This window comes from Pseudomonas sp. 11/12A (assembly GCF_000800055.1).
Taxonomy (GTDB): Bacteria; Pseudomonadota; Gammaproteobacteria; order Pseudomonadales; family Pseudomonadaceae; genus Aquipseudomonas; species Aquipseudomonas mohnii.
On record NZ_JUGV01000001.1, the window covers coordinates 5,933,762 to 5,948,581 of the forward strand.

Genomic DNA, 14,820 nt, shown 5'->3' on the forward strand with positions numbered 1-14,820 from the left:
GTCAGCTACAGCACAAGGCTGGGATCAGAACCACTCATCTTGCATGCCCAGGCACACATCATCCCGAGCCTCAAGAATTGTCAGTTCATGATGGCAAGCCGGCACTTCCCAGGTCAGGAAGTACCGCGCCGCTTGCAGCTTGCCTTTATAGAAGCTCACATCCGCCGCGTTGCCCTTGGCCAGTCCTTCCTCGGCGCGGATCGCCTGTTCCAGCCAGCGCCAGCCAATCACCGTATGCCCGAACACTTTCAGGTACAGCGCCGAGTTCGCCAGGCTGCTGTTGACCTTGCCCTGGGCCAGATCGGTCAGCAGGCCGATGGTCACGGCCTGCAGGCGCGCCACCAGTTGCTCCAGCGGCTCGCGCAGTGCGGTCAGCGATTCAAACGCGTGTGCACGTTTGCCGGTGTCGGCGATCAGGCGGATCAATTGCTTGAGCCCTGCGCCACCGTTTTGTGCCAGTTTGCGCCCCAGCAAGTCCAGCGACTGAATGCCGTGGGTGCCTTCGTGGATCGGGTTCAGGCGGTTGTCGCGGTAGTACTGCTCCACCGGGTATTCGCGGGTATAGCCGTGGCCGCCGAGAATCTGGATCGCCAGTTCGTTGGCCTTCAGGCAAAACTCCGACGGCCAGGATTTGACGATCGGCGTCAACAAATCCAGCAGTTCATGGGCCTGCTTGCGCTCGGCTTCGGTCTCCAGGGTGGTGGTGTCGTCGAACAGTCGTGCGGCGTACAGCCCGAGGTCGAACGAGCCTTCGACGTAAGCCTTCTGGGTCAGCAACATGCGTTTGACGTCGGCGTGCTGAATGATCGCCACCGGCGCGGTGTTCGGGTCCTTGCTGTCCGGTACGCGACCCTGGGGCCGCTCGCGGGCGTACTCCAGCGAGTACAGGTAACCGGCATAACCGAGCATCACCGCGCCCATGCCGACACCGATCCGTGCCTCGTTCATCATTTGGAACATGTAGCTCAAGCCATGGTGCGGCTTGCCCACCAGATAGCCGACACACTCGCCGTTATCGCCGAAGTTCAGCGCCGTGGACGTAGTGCCGCGCCAGCCCATCTTGTGGAACAGCCCGGCGAGCAAAACGTCGTTACGCTGACCGATGCTGCCGTCATCGTTGACCAGAAACTTGGGCACGATAAACAGCGAAATGCCTTTCACCCCGGCCGGTGCGTCCGGCAGCTTGGCCAGCACCATGTGCACGATATTTTCCGACAGCGGGTGATCGCCACCGGAAATGAAGATCTTGTTGCCCTTGAGTCGATAAGTGCCGTCAGGCGCCGGTTCGGCCCGGGTCCGAATATCGGACAGCGATGAGCCGGCATGGGGTTCGGTCAGGGCCATGGTGCCGAAGAAGCGGCCGTCGATCATCGGTTGCAGGAAGCGGTGCTTCTGCTCCTCGGTACCGAAGCTTTCGATCAGGTTCGCCGCGCCCATGGTCAGGAACGGGTACGAGGTCGACGCCGCGTTGGCCGACTGGAAATGCGCGAAGCAGGCCTGGGACAGCAGTGTCGGAAGTTGCATGCCGCCCGCTTCGAAACTGCGCGCCGCATTGAGGAAGCCGGCTTCAAGAAAGGCATCCACCGCCGGTTTCACTTCCGGAATCAGAATCGCCTGACCGTCCTCGTAGCGCGGTTCGTTCTCGTCACCCTTGCGGTTGTGCGGGGCGAAGAACTTCTCGGCGATATTGCGGGCGGTGCCAAGCGCGGCATCGAAGGTTTCGCGATTGTGCTCGGCGAAACGCTCACGCTGGGTCAGGCCCTCGGCATCGAGGACTTCATACAGCTCGAAAGCCAGATTGCGGGAACTGAGCAACGTCTCGGACATGGCGACCTACCTTTTATTGGGATGGGCCGAGTCTAGGCGTGGGAATAAAGGCTGAACAGGATGATTGATGAGGGTGATGGAGGGGCAAACACGTCGACGGTGTGGCGCTGACTTTATGGGTGGGACGTGTGTACTGAGTGAGGCATACGAAGTTTCTTACGCAATAAGAGGAATCGGGCGACATCAAAAAACGAGTTGGTGCGGTATCAAGCCCTGTCGTGATGGCACAAAAAACTGCCTATTCCAGCTGTGGTGACGAAATGGAAAGACTAATCCCCTGTAGTGAGATGAAAAAATACAGCCTTGCTCACATTGAAAGCCCCTTCTTTGCGTCGGCAACAGTGGAGAACTCCCTTTTCCGTCCAATGGAAATATCGGGACTGACTGACCTGATCAAGGCGTGCGGTTCCTCTATCGTCGATTGTCTGTACGAGCCTGACAGAGCCAGAATTCTTGAAAAGGTTAAATGCGGCGATTGGCTTCTGGTTTCCGATGATCCATTCAGCCCGCTGAGCGAAGACTGCTTCGGAACATATTCACATTTGACCGGGAAGGAGTTTTCATTGGCTGGTTTTTCGCTTCGGCGAACAGAGAGCAAGAGTGAGCAGGTGGCAGAAGGGTCTCTTTTGAAATTACCTGAAATGCTGAGGCCAACTCAAAATAAACCTAAATTTGAGTCAGGATCTGGAAAGTGGGTGACCAAAGATATTGACTATGACAGCGTAAATAACACCCTTGCTGTAATTATAAATAGGGCAGGAACATTAGCCGATGAAGGGCGTTTGATTTTTTCTGATGGAAAGGATTTTGCAAACACTACTCGAACTATAGTGCAGGAGTGGATACCGCTCGATGACGACGAGCGTTCTTTCGAAACTCACTCGGCGATCCATGCCTACGGAGCCATACGGCATATAAAACAGCGATTCCTGGAGGCCGATGATGAGTGGCAGGTGACAGGTAAGTCTTGGCATTGGGTTCCCGCCACAGCCGATACTGTTTATGAGCGGAAAACAGGCGAGAAATGATAATTGAAAATGGAAAAATCAAGACGATAGTAGTTTTTGTATGGGGTGGATTCGATGCTTTGTACCTCATTTGGTACATCATCGGTTCTCTACGAAATGGTAAAGTACCTTATCTGGCGGATGGGATCAGTACGCTGGCGTTATTATCGGATCATGGTCTATTTCAGGTGCTTTTGAGTTGGGTACTGCAACTCTCAATAATTGTTAGCTGTTTCTTGTTTTTTGCGAGGAGAGATGAGGCTAAGTGGGTAAGTTATTTACAAATACCGCTCAGGCTGTTTTTTCTTGTTCCGTCCGTTTCGATTTTGCTAATGGGCGCTCAGTTTTTTCCTGATTACAACCCTATTCTAATGGTGGTTTTAATTTTGGTTTCCGAGATGGTAAAGGGGTGGAGTTTGTGGCGGTTTGGAGTCTGTCAGCGGCCCCGTTGATAGCCGGTTTTAAGTCACATATAAAACGGAAAAGGAGAGCAAGCTCTCCTTTTCCGTAATCGTGATTTCCGTTGCTTACACTGTTTAACCGATGGTCATCAGGCTGGCGTTACCACCCGCTGCGGCGGTGTTGACGCTCAATGCGCGCTCAATCACCAGGCGCTCCAGCGCAATGTTGGTTTCACCTTGCGACAGACCCTGCACGCCAACGATGGCGCCGGCACGCTTGGCCACTTGTTGGCAGACCGCACGCAACTGATCGGAATGGCCATGATGCAGAACCGCATCAAACACCACTTCATCCTTGTTCCAGTCGGAAACCAGCTTGATGCGCGCCTGAATGTCCTTCGGCAAGCGTGCGAACAAGGCCTTGGTCAGCTCGGCTTCCGGCCATACCGCCGAACCGCCTACCGCCAATACCGCTGCCAGTTGCGTCAGCAGATCGCCTTCGACTTCCGCCAGGCACAGCACGTGCTCGCGCGGCAGGATCGCATAGCTGTTGCGCTCGCCGGTCGGGCCGGCCAGCAGGCGGGTGATGCCGCTTTGCGATTGGGCGGCGAACTGCGCGCACAGGGTGCTCAGGTCGGCGAGCTTGTTGCTGTCGGCCCAGGCTTTCAGGGCGGTCAGCGGTTTGCTCATGGATTCGCGCAAGCGAACGTCCGGTGCTGCGATGGCGTCGCCACGGGCGAAGGATTGTTCGATCGCATCGGCAGGACGCGTCGACAGCAGGCGGTACAGGTACAGCGGACCACCGGCTTTCGGACCGGTACCCGACAAGCCTTCGCCGCCGAACGGCTGGACGCCCACCACGGCACCGACGATGTTGCGGTTGACGTAGACGTTACCGGCGTTGACGTTATCGATCACCTTGGCGATGGTCTCGTCGATGCGGGTGTGCACGCCCAGGGTCAGGCCGTAGCCGGAGGCGTTGATCTGGCCGATCAGTTGATCGATGTCTTTGCGCTTGTAGCGAACCACGTGCAGTACCGGGCCGAAGATCTCCCGTTGCAGTTCGTCGAAGCTTTCCAGTTCGATCAGCGTTGGCATCACGAAAGTGCCGCGCTTGATTTCTTCGGCATCGGCGATGGCCACCTGGTACACGCTGCGACCTTTGTCGCGCATGGCCTGGATGTGCTTCTCGATGCCGGCCTTGGCTTCGGCGTCGATCACCGGGCCGATGTCCACGGACAGGCGCTCGGGGTTGCCGAGGCGGCTTTCAGCCATGGCGCCCTTGAGCATTTCGATGACGCGGTCGGCGGAATCTTCCTGCAGGCACAGTACCCGCAGGGCCGAGCAACGCTGGCCGGCGCTGTCGAAGGCCGACGAAACGACGTCGATCACCACTTGTTCGGTCAGTGCCGAAGAGTCGACGATCATCGCGTTCTGGCCACCGGTTTCGGCGATCAGCGGAATCGGACGGCCCTGGTTGTCGAGACGGCCGGCGATGTTGCGTTGCAGCAGGCGAGCGACTTCGGTGGAACCGGTGAACATCACGCCCTTGACGCGATCATCGCCCACCAGGCCGGCACCGACGGTTTCGCCGCGGCCCGGCAGCAGTTGCAGCACGCCTTCCGGAATCCCGGCTTCGAGCAGCAGGCGCACGGCTTGAGCGGCGACCAGCGGGGTTTGTTCCGCAGGCTTGGCCAATACCGGGTTGCCGGCCGCCAGTGCAGCGGCGACCTGGCCACTGAAGATTGCCAGCGGGAAGTTCCACGGGCTGATGCACACGACAGGGCCCAGCGGACGGTGCGCGTCGTTGGTGAAATCGTTGCGCGCCTGCACTGCGTAGTAACGCAGGAAGTCCACGGCTTCACGCACTTCGGCGATGGCGTTGGCGAAGGTCTTGCCGGCTTCGCGAGCCAGCAGGCCCATCAGCGGCTGAATCTCGCCTTCCATCAAGTCGGCGGCGCGTTCCAGGATCGCGGCGCGCTCGGCAGGCGGTGTGGCCTGCCAGATCGGCGCAGCGTTCAGCGCGCACTGGATGGCGTTGTCGACGTCTTCGACAGTCGCTTCCTGCACGTGGCCGACCACGTCACGCAGATCGGATGGGTTCAGCACCGGCGCAGGGGTTTCAGTGCTGGAGGCGCAACCGAGCATCGGCGCGGCTTTCCAGTGGTTGTGCGCGGTCGCCAGCAGGGCGCAGGACAGGGAGGCCAGGCGATGTTCGTTGGCCATGTCGATGCCGCTGGAGTTGGCGCGCTCGGCGCCATACAGATCACGCGGCAGCGGAATGCGCGGGTGCGGCAGGCCGAAGCCGCCTTCCAGCGTCGCCATCTGCTCGATGCTGGCCACTGGATCGGCCACCAGCTCCTGAATCGAAATCGACTGGTCGGCAATGCGGTTGACGAACGAAGTGTTCGCGCCGTTTTCCAGCAGGCGACGTACCAGGTACGCCAGCAGGGTTTCGTGAGTACCGACCGGAGCGTACACGCGGCACGGACGGTTCAGCTTGCCTTCGGAGACCTTGCCTACGACCTGTTCGTACAGCGGTTCACCCATGCCGTGCAGGCACTGGAACTCGTACTGCCCTGGGTAATAGTTCTGACCGGCGATGTGATAAATGGCCGACAGGGTGTGGGCGTTGTGCGTGGCGAACTGCGGGTAGATGACTTCCGGCACCGACAGCAGTTTGCGTGCGCAAGCGATGTAGGACACGTCGGTGTACACCTTGCGGGTGTAGACCGGATAGCCTTCCAGGCCTTCGACCTGGGCGCGTTTGATTTCGCTGTCCCAGTACGCACCTTTTACCAGGCGGATCATCAGGCGATGACGGCTGCGGCGAGCCAGGTCGATCACGTAGTCGATCACGTACGGGCAACGCTTCTGGTAAGCCTGGATCACGAAGCCGATGCCGTTCCAGCCGGTCAGTTGCGGCTCGAAGCACAGGCGCTCGAGCAGATCCAGCGACAGCTCGAGGCGGTCGGCTTCTTCGGCGTCGATGTTCAGGCCGATGTCGTACTGCTTGGCCAGCAGGGTCAGCGATAGCAGGCGCGGGTACAGCTCGTCCATCACGCGCTCGTATTGCGCGCGGCTGTAGCGCGGGTGCAAGGCCGACAGCTTGATCGAGATGCCCGGGCCTTCATAAATCCCGCGACCGTGGGACGCTTTGCCGATCGAGTGGATGGCTTGTTCGTACGAGGCCAGGTACTTCTGGGCGTCGTGTTCGGTCAGCGCGGCTTCACCGAGCATGTCGTAGGAGTAACGGAAGCCCTTGGCTTCGAACTTGCTGGCGTTGGCCAGGGCTTCGGCGATGGTTTCACCGGTGACGAACTGCTCGCCCATCAGGCGCATCGCCATGTCGACGCCCTTGCGGATCATCGGTTCGCCGCTCTTGCCGATGATGCGGCTCAGGGACGAGGTCAGGCCTGTTTCGTTATGGGTAGAGACCAGTTTGCCGGTCAGCAACAGGCCCCAGGTCGCGGCGTTGACGAACAGCGAAGGGCTGTTACCCAGGTGTGGCTGCCAGTTGCCGGTGCTGATCTTGTCGCGGATCAGTGCGTCACGGGTGCCTTTGTCCGGGATGCGCAGCAGCGCTTCGGCCAGGCACATCAGCGCCACGCCTTCCTGGGACGACAGGGAAAATTCCTGCAGCAGGCCTTGAACGATGCCGGCACGACCGCCCGCGCTCTTCTGATTGCGCAGTTTTTCGGCAATCGAGGCGGCGAGTTTGTTGGTGGCTTCGGCCATTGGCGCCGGCAGGCGAGCCTGCTCGATCAGCATCGGCACCACTTCCGGTTCCGGACGACGGTAAGCGGCGGTGATCGAGGCGCGCAGCACCGATTGCGGCAGGATGCTTTCGGCGAATTCGAGGAAGCACTGGTGCGCGTGGTCGACATGGACTTCGCCCGTGTCGTCAGCGTCCTTGCTGGTCAAACCGTTCAGCTCGGTCAGGGTTGCACCACCCTCGAGTTTCTCCAGGTAATTGAAAATTGCCTGCTTGATCAGCCAGTGCGGCGTGCGATCAATCGAGGTCGCGGCCGCCTTGAGGCGTTCGCGGGTCGGGTCATCAAGTTTGACCCCAAGGGTGGTGGTAGCCATGTTTTTATCCTCATGTTTGCCACGACTGCGTGGCATCAGCTGGCGGCAAGATTAGCCGTGCGCCGAAAGAGGTGCAACCGGGTGCAACCCTTTTTTTGTCGGAATATTCAGCAGCTCGTCAGGAAATAAATTCTGGTACGAACGTACTGTGCCTGCTTGGTGCTTTTGCTTCTATCGCGTCGTATCTACTGCGCTAAAAGGGAGCAAAAAGGCCTGCTTTTGCTGAAAATCCGATTAGGTGCAACTAATTCTCCAGAAATGGGTTGCACCTTATTTACTTTGTTGAATAGCATTCGCGCCCCAAGGTGCAACCAGTCATAAAGGCTGGTGCACCGGCTGATGGCTTTCCTGGGGAAACATCAGTCATAAATGCGCGGGATCCCGGATCGTCTGTCAAACGTCATCGTTTGCGAGCGGTTCACCAGCCGCCGCTACATAAAAACAAAGCCAGGGCGTAACTTAATGAGCGTAAGCAACCCAACCCTGATCACGTTCGTGATCTACATCGCAGCCATGGTGCTGATCGGCTTCATGGCCTATCGCTCCACCAACAACCTTTCTGACTACATTCTCGGCGGTCGTAGCCTGGGCAGCGTCGTCACGGCACTGTCCGCGGGCGCATCCGACATGAGCGGCTGGTTGTTGATGGGCCTGCCGGGCGCCATCTACATGTCCGGTCTGTCCGAAAGCTGGATCGCCATCGGCCTGATCATCGGTGCCTACCTGAACTGGCTGTTCGTCGCCGGCCGTCTGCGCGTGCAGACCGAGCACAACGGCGATGCCCTGACGCTGCCGGACTACTTCGCCAGCCGTTTCGAAGATAAAAGCGGGCTGCTGCGGATCATCTCTGCGGTCGTGATCCTGGTGTTCTTCACCATCTACTGCGCTTCCGGCATTGTGGCCGGTGCCCGTCTGTTCGAAAGCACCTTCGGCATGTCCTACGAGACCGCGCTGTGGGCCGGTGCTGCGGCGACGATTGCCTACACCTTCGTGGGCGGTTTCCTGGCAGTGAGCTGGACGGACACCGTACAAGCCACCCTGATGATTTTCGCCTTGTTGCTGACGCCGATCATCGTGCTGCTGGCTACCGGTGGCGTCGATACCACGTTCCTGGCCATCGAAGCGCAAGATCCAAGCAACTTCGACATGCTCAAGGGCACGACTTTCATCGGCATCATCTCGCTGATGGGCTGGGGCTTGGGTTACTTCGGCCAGCCGCACATCCTCGCGCGTTTCATGGCGGCGGATTCGGTCAAATCGATTGCCAATGCCCGTCGCATCTCCATGACCTGGATGATCCTGTGCCTGGGCGGCACCGTTGCGGTAGGTTTCTTCGGTATCGCTTACTTCTCGGCTCACCCTGAAGTGGCCGGTGCCGTCACCGAAAACCATGAGCGCGTGTTCATCGAACTGGCGAAAATCCTGTTCAACCCATGGGTGGCCGGTGTCCTGCTGTCGGCGATCCTGGCGGCCGTGATGAGCACCCTGAGCTGCCAGCTGCTGGTGTGCTCCAGCGCCCTGACCGAAGACTTCTACAAAACCTTCCTGCGTAAAAGCGCTTCCCAGGTTGAACTGGTCTGGGTCGGCCGTGCCATGGTGCTGCTGGTTGCCCTGATCGCGATCGGTCTGGCGGCCAACCCGAGCAACCGCGTACTGGGCCTGGTGAGCTATGCCTGGGCCGGTTTCGGTGCTGCATTCGGTCCGGTCGTGCTGATCTCGGTGATCTGGAAAGACATGACCCGCAACGGCGCACTGGCCGGTATCCTGGTCGGCGCGATCACAGTGATCGTGTGGAAACACTTCGAACTGCTGGGCCTGTACGAAATCATCCCTGGTTTCATCTTCGCCAGCCTGGCGATCTACATCGTCAGCAAACTGGGTAACCCGACTAGCGGCATGCTTTCGCGCTTCGCTGCTGCCGAGGCAGATTTCCGTTTGAACAAGTGATAAGCGTGGGCTGAGTCTCAGCTCTATCCACCGATACGGCCCGTCTCCTACTGGAGGCGGGCCGTTTTTTTTGAGGGTTGGGATCTGGCCGGTCTACCTTGAGTTCAGGTCGGTCATGCTGCAGGTCTGGGTTCACTGCAACGTCAGGCGCACGAAATTTCCGGGCAAGGTCTTCGGACATTTCCTTCAAAACGTAACGGTTTTCGTGAACTGTTGGCGCGTCGGTTTCATGGGTAGTCTTTGGCGGTCACTGACCATTCAGTGATGGGGTGTAGGAACCCGTCAAGACCAGTTGAAACGCTTTGGCGTCGACACCTGAATTGCGGCCACTAACGTGCGTCCGTAAGATCTGTTGCGGCGGCTGTGCGCGGGCACGCTTCGGCGTGGTCGAGTTCTCTGGTCTCGATATTCCTACCCCGCGTATGGCTGCCACCCAAGCCTGTAGGAAGGCCGATGGTAGCCCCGCTTCTACCAGAGGATAAAAAATGAAAGCCATTCATCCCGATCCACCCTACGAAAAGCCGATCCCCCATCCCGACAATCGCTTCATGGCATTGACCAGCAACTGCACCGATATGCCCACACTGTTCGTCGACACCCACGCGCCGCTCGATGTTTTGTATGACGCGGCTAACCATCGCATTCGCGCCGTCACCCAGGTGCTTGAAAACCTGTCCATGCGCGGTTCGATCGAGTGCGAGTCCTTTATCCTCAGCGACTTTGCCTTGCTCTGCGCCATTTCGTTGCGCGATGGCTGCGATGTGCTGGATGTGGTTGGGCGGCGGTTGCGGGCTCGGTCACCGCTGTAGTGTAGGGGGCCGCTCTGTCGCCAACCCCTGACTTGCCGGCCGGTAAAAGGTAAACTTCCCGGCCTTCGCAGGAGCAGCCATGAATTATCGTCACGCCTTCCATGCCGGCAATCACGCCGATGTGTTCAAACACCTGACCTTGACCCGCCTCATCGCCCTGATGTCGCGCAAGGAGCAGCCGTTTGCCTATCTCGACACCCACGCCGGCATTGGTCTGTATGACCTCCAGGGCGATCAGGCCAGTCGTACCGGTGAGTACCTGGAGGGCATCGCGCGTTTGTGGGATCAGCCGGACCTGCCGCTCCTGACCGCCGATTACATGCAGGTGCTGCACGAAATGAACCCGGATGGCCAGTTGCGCTATTACCCGGGCTCGCCGGAGTTGGCGCGGCGTCTGACCCGTCCGCAGGATCGTGTTTTGCTCAATGAGAAGCACCCGGAAGACGGCGTATTGCTCAAGGACAACATGGCCGGCGATCGTCGGGTCAAGGTGCACTTGGGCGAGGGTTGGCATGTTTCGCGAGCAATGCTGCCGGTGCCGGAGAAGCGCGCGGTGATGTTGATCGACCCGCCGTTCGAACAGCTCGACGAGATGCAGCGCTGCGCGGCGTCCTTGAAAGAGGCGATTGGCCGGATGCGGCAAACCGTGGCGGCGATCTGGTACCCGGTGAAGGACCAGCGTGCGTTGCGCCGTTTCTATCAGGACCTGGCCGGTACGGGCGCGCCGAAGTTGCTGCGCGTGGAGTTGCTGGTGCATCCGCTGGATACGCCAAACAGCCTGAACGGTTCCGGGCTGGCGATTGCCAATCCGCCGTGGGGGCTGGAGGAAGAGTTGCGTGAGTTGCTGCCGTGGTTGTCCGAGAAGCTCGGGCAGACCCAGGGCGGGTGGCGCATGGATTGGTTGATTGCCGAGAGTTGACTCTGTACCTGTAGGAGCGAACTTGCTCGCGAAGGTTGTGAACGATAACGCGTAAACCCGGATGCTTCGCGGTGCAACCGGGTTTTTCGCGAGCAGGCTCGCTCCTACAGGTTTGTTGGCCGATTAAATCGGGCAAGTCACGCCGGTACCGCCAATCCCGCAATAGCCTTCAGGGTTTTTCGCTAGGTATTGCTGGTGATACGCCTCGGCGTAGTAGAAGGTCGGGGCTTCATCGATTTCGGTGGTGATGATGCCTTTGCCGGCCTTGGTCAGTTCGGCCTGGAACACCTGCGCGCTCTTCTTCGCCGCTTCCAGTTGCTCTGGTTTGATGGCGTAGATCACCGAACGGTATTGGGTGCCGATGTCGTTGCCCTGGCGCATGCCCTGGGTCGGGTTGTGCAGTTCCCAGAACATCTTCAGCAGCTCTTCGTAGCTGACTTTTTCCGGCTCGTAGACCACGAGCACGACTTCGCTGTGGCCGGTCAGGCCCGAGCAGACTTCTTCGTACGTCGGGTTCGGCGTGAAACCGCCGGCATAACCCACGGCGGTGCTGTACACGCCTTCACGCTGCCAGAACCGACGCTCCGCGCCCCAGAAACAGCCCAGGCCGAAGATGGCGAACTCGACGTTGCCGGGGAACGGACCCAGCAGCGGGTTGTGGTTGACGAAGTGTTCGTCCGGCACCTTGATCGGGGTTTCGCGGCCGGGCAGAGCTTGTTCTTTAGTAGGGAGCACGTTTTTGTTCACCAGAATTTCCGAGCGCAGAACCATCATCAGTCCTCTCAGTCAGGTTGAGATGTCAATAATCAGACCGCCAGTGTGCCCAATACCGTCCATTTACGCACTAACCCTGTGGGGCCAGGTGTGCTGTCAGGCGGTCGGGCCGCGCGGGTAGCGTTGGAGCTTTTCGATCAGCTCGGAGCCCGGGATCGGTTTGTCGAACAGGTAGCCCTGGCCAACGTCGCAGCGATGGCGACGCAGGAAGGCCAGTTGCTGGGCGGTCTCGATGCCTTCAGCCACGACCTTGAGTTTCAGGTTATGGGCCATGGCGATCACCGCGGAGGTGATTTCCATGTCGTCCTGGTTGTCCGGGATTTCGTGAATGAAGCTTCGATCGATCTTAATGATGTCGATGGGGAATTTTTTCAAGTAACTGAGCGACGAATAGCCGGTGCCGAAGTCGTCCATGGCCAGGGTCAGGCCCAGGCGCTTGAGTTGGTCGAGTTGCAGGTGGGTGTCTTCGGTGGCCTCCAGCAACAGGCCTTCGGTCAGTTCCAGTTCCAGCAAGTGGGCGGGCAGCGCCTCTTCCTTGAGGATGTTGGCGATGGAGGCCACCAGGTCCGGGTCGGAAAACTGTTTGGGCGACAGGTTGATCGCCACCTGAAGATTGCCCATGCCCGCGGCGGTCAGCTCTTTGCTCTTGCGACAGGCCTGGCGCGCGATCCATTTGCCGATGGGAATGATCAGGCCGGTTTCCTCGGCCACGCTGATGAACTGGTCCGGACGGATCATGCCTTTTTCCGGATGATTCCAGCGCAGCAGCGCTTCCATCCCCAGCAGGCGACCGCTACGCAGGCACAGCTTGGGCTGGTAGAACACATCGAGTTCGTTCTGGGTCAGGGCGCGGCGCAGGTTGTTTTCAACGAACAGCTTGTAGCTGGCCTCGGCGTTCAGGGCTTCGGTGAACACTTGCACCTGGTGTTTGCCGTTGGCCTTGGCCTTGTGCAGCGCCAGGCCGGCGTTACGCATCAGGGTCTGCGGGTCGCGTCCGTGCAGTGGCGCACAGGCCAGGCCCACGGAGCCGGTCACGCTGATCAACTGGTTGTCGACGAACATGGGTTTGTCGAGGGTTGCCAGCAGTTGATTGGCCACTTGTTGGCTTGTCGCCAGGTCGCTGTTGTCCAGCAACACGGCGAATTCGTTACTGGCAAAACGCGCCAGGCTGCCACTCGGGATAAGGCTGTTGCGCAGGCGTCGGGCCAGGCTGATCAGCAGTTTGTCGCCGGTCTGGTGACCGAGGCTGTCGTTGATCCGCTTGAAGTTATCGATGTCCACCAGCAACAGGCTGATCGGGGTGTCGGCATCGCGGGCGAAGCGTTCGTCGAGGTTGCGGATGAACGCCGGGCGATTGCCCAGGTTGGTCAGGTTGTCGGTGTAGGCCAGGCGCTCGATGCGTTGCTGGGCGAGCTTGGTCTGGGTGATGTCTTCGTAGATGCCGATGTAATGGGTCAGCTCGCGATTGTCGCCGTAGACCTTGGAAATCGACAGCTGGCCCCAGTACGGTTCGAGGTTTTTGCGCCGGCTCTTGAATTCGCCTTGCCAGCTGTTGCTCTTGGCCAGCGCCGAGGGCGCGTCGAACAACAGTTCGCTGAGGTTTTCCAGGGCCGGCAGTTCCGACAGCCGCTGGCCATGGACTTCTTCGGTGCTGTACTGGGTGATCGCGGTGAAGCTGGGGTTGACGTACTCCACCACCCCATCGCAATTGACCAGCAAAAAGGCGTTGGCACTTTGCTCGACCGCCCGCTGGAACAGGTGCAGCGCGCTGGTGGCGGTGCGCCGGTTGTGATTGCTGATGACCTGGGCGAACTGATCGGCCAGTTCGCCGGCAAAGGCGATTTCGTCCGACTGCCAGAGGCGGGTCGCACCGGATTGCTCCAGGCACAGTACGCCGACCACTTGGCCATCGACCCGAATGCTGGCGTCGAGCATCGCGTTGACATTGCGCGGGAGCAGGCTTTCGGCCATGTCCCGGGTGCGCGGGTCGCGAATGGCGTTGTGGGCATCGATGGCGCGGCCGGTTTGCAAGGCTTCAAGGTAGTCGGGGAAATGGCTGGCGTCGATGGGCGCCGGCAGCAGGTATTCCCCGCTGGTGCGGTGATAGGCCGAGATGGGCACCAGCATCGAGCCTTCCAGGTTCCACAGGCTGGCGCAGTCGATTGCGTAGATATCACAGGCGCTGCGCGTAATCAGCTCGGCGGCTTCTTGCAGGGAATTGTTGCTGCTGTAGCGCTGGCGGGTCAGCAGCAGGATCAGGTCCTGCTGGGCGCGCGCCCGTTCCAGATGCTGCAGTTGTTCCTGCTGGGCGCGCTGGTTGAGTTCCAGGGCGATTTGCAGGCGCGAGTTCTGGTTTTCCAGATCCAGTGCCGGCAGCAAGGGGTCATCTTCGAACAGGCCGTCGATCACCAGCAGGTAACCGCGCAGCAGGTGTCGATTATGTTGTTTGTAGGGTTCGCCCATTTCCAGCAGGTTCAGCGAGCCGGAGGCGGTGTGCAGGGTGTAGCGGATCAGGTAGTGCGAGTTATCGCTCAGTTGGTGCTGGATCGCATCATGCAATTGATAGCGCGCTTCCGGCTCCATCAGGCTGGCGTAGGGCGAGCCGACCAGAGCGCAGAGCTCCATGGCCGGCAGGCCGAACTGGCGTTCGCAATTGGGATCAAGAAACAGCAGCGCCCAGCTTGCTTCATTCAGCCGTTCGAAACGCAGCATGCCGAGCCGCGAGGGCACAGGCAACTGCGTCACTACCTCGGCCACCATACGGCTGGCGGCATCGGGTTGGCTTTTCATGGAGGGAAACTCGCTTCGAATTTGCTGAATGCGCCGGGCTTTCGCCCCTTTACTGTTGCCTGCCACAAGGTTGCATCATTGCGATACCGACTGACAAGAGACATGAAGGCCAAGTGCTATAAGAATATGTCCTTCGAAGTGAAGATTTCTTCAATCGGCGTCAGGATTAAAGGTGTTGGCAGAACAGAGCGCAACCTTTTGGCAGCTATATATGGAAATGGCGGACCTCTTGGCAGTGCCACGGACTGCGATCTTTT

Annotated in this window: 9 protein-coding genes; 5 read left to right on the plus strand and 4 right to left on the minus strand. The window is 59.3% G+C overall.

Features of this window, described 5'->3' with window-relative positions:
• Nucleotides 1-24 precede the first annotated feature (24 nt).
• Nucleotides 25-1,827 (minus strand): acyl-CoA dehydrogenase, encoded by a 1,803-nt coding sequence (locus GQ39_RS27230; RefSeq protein WP_047536571.1) that lies wholly within the window; start codon nucleotides 1,825-1,827, stop codon nucleotides 25-27.
• A gap of 260 nt (nucleotides 1,828-2,087) precedes the next feature.
• Here GQ39_RS27230 and GQ39_RS31020 point away from each other — a divergent pair, with 260 nt between their 5' ends.
• Together GQ39_RS31020 and GQ39_RS27240 are read left to right on the plus strand one after the other, a co-directional pair.
• A complete protein-coding gene (locus GQ39_RS31020; RefSeq protein WP_152614023.1) occupies nucleotides 2,088-2,855 on the plus strand; it encodes a hypothetical protein in 768 nt (255 codons plus the stop codon).
• Nucleotides 2,852-3,286, plus strand: coding sequence for a hypothetical protein (locus GQ39_RS27240; RefSeq protein WP_047536573.1), 435 nt, complete (start codon nucleotides 2,852-2,854; stop codon nucleotides 3,284-3,286). Before GQ39_RS31020 ends, GQ39_RS27240 begins: the two co-directional genes overlap by 4 nt.
• An 84-nt stretch (nucleotides 3,287-3,370) precedes the next feature.
• Here the strand turns inward: GQ39_RS27240 and putA are convergent, their stop codons facing one another.
• Nucleotides 3,371-7,324, minus strand: a complete 3,954-nt coding sequence (putA, locus tag GQ39_RS27245) for a trifunctional transcriptional regulator/proline dehydrogenase/L-glutamate gamma-semialdehyde dehydrogenase (RefSeq protein ID WP_047536575.1) — start codon at nucleotides 7,322-7,324, stop codon at nucleotides 3,371-3,373.
• 462 nt (nucleotides 7,325-7,786) lie between these two features.
• Here putA and putP point away from each other — a divergent pair, with 462 nt between their 5' ends.
• The 3 genes from putP (at nucleotide 7,787) to GQ39_RS27260 (ending at nucleotide 10,999) form a co-directional block, all read left to right on the plus strand.
• Complete coding sequence (putP, locus tag GQ39_RS27250; protein ID WP_047536576.1) at nucleotides 7,787-9,271, plus strand: sodium/proline symporter PutP; 1,485 nt, start codon at nucleotides 7,787-7,789, stop codon at nucleotides 9,269-9,271.
• A gap of 485 nt (nucleotides 9,272-9,756) precedes the next feature.
• Nucleotides 9,757-10,080, plus strand: a complete 324-nt coding sequence (locus tag GQ39_RS27255; protein ID WP_047536578.1) for a hypothetical protein — start codon at nucleotides 9,757-9,759, stop codon at nucleotides 10,078-10,080.
• 79 nt (nucleotides 10,081-10,159) lie between these two features.
• The gene (locus GQ39_RS27260; protein WP_047536580.1) at nucleotides 10,160-10,999 is read left to right on the plus strand and encodes a 23S rRNA (adenine(2030)-N(6))-methyltransferase RlmJ; all 840 of its coding nucleotides are present in this window, start codon (nucleotides 10,160-10,162) and stop codon (nucleotides 10,997-10,999) included.
• Between the two features lie 123 nt (nucleotides 11,000-11,122).
• Here GQ39_RS27260 and msrA read toward each other — a convergent pair whose 3' ends face one another.
• Together msrA and GQ39_RS27270 are read right to left on the minus strand one after the other, a co-directional pair.
• Nucleotides 11,123-11,770, minus strand: coding sequence for a peptide-methionine (S)-S-oxide reductase MsrA (gene msrA, locus GQ39_RS27265; RefSeq protein ID WP_047539206.1), 648 nt, complete (start codon nucleotides 11,768-11,770; stop codon nucleotides 11,123-11,125).
• Nucleotides 11,771-11,869: 99 nt separating this feature from the next.
• Entirely contained in the window at nucleotides 11,870-14,563 is a 2,694-nt protein-coding gene (locus tag GQ39_RS27270) for a putative bifunctional diguanylate cyclase/phosphodiesterase (protein ID WP_047539209.1), read from the minus strand.
• Nucleotides 14,564-14,820 lie beyond the last annotated feature (257 nt).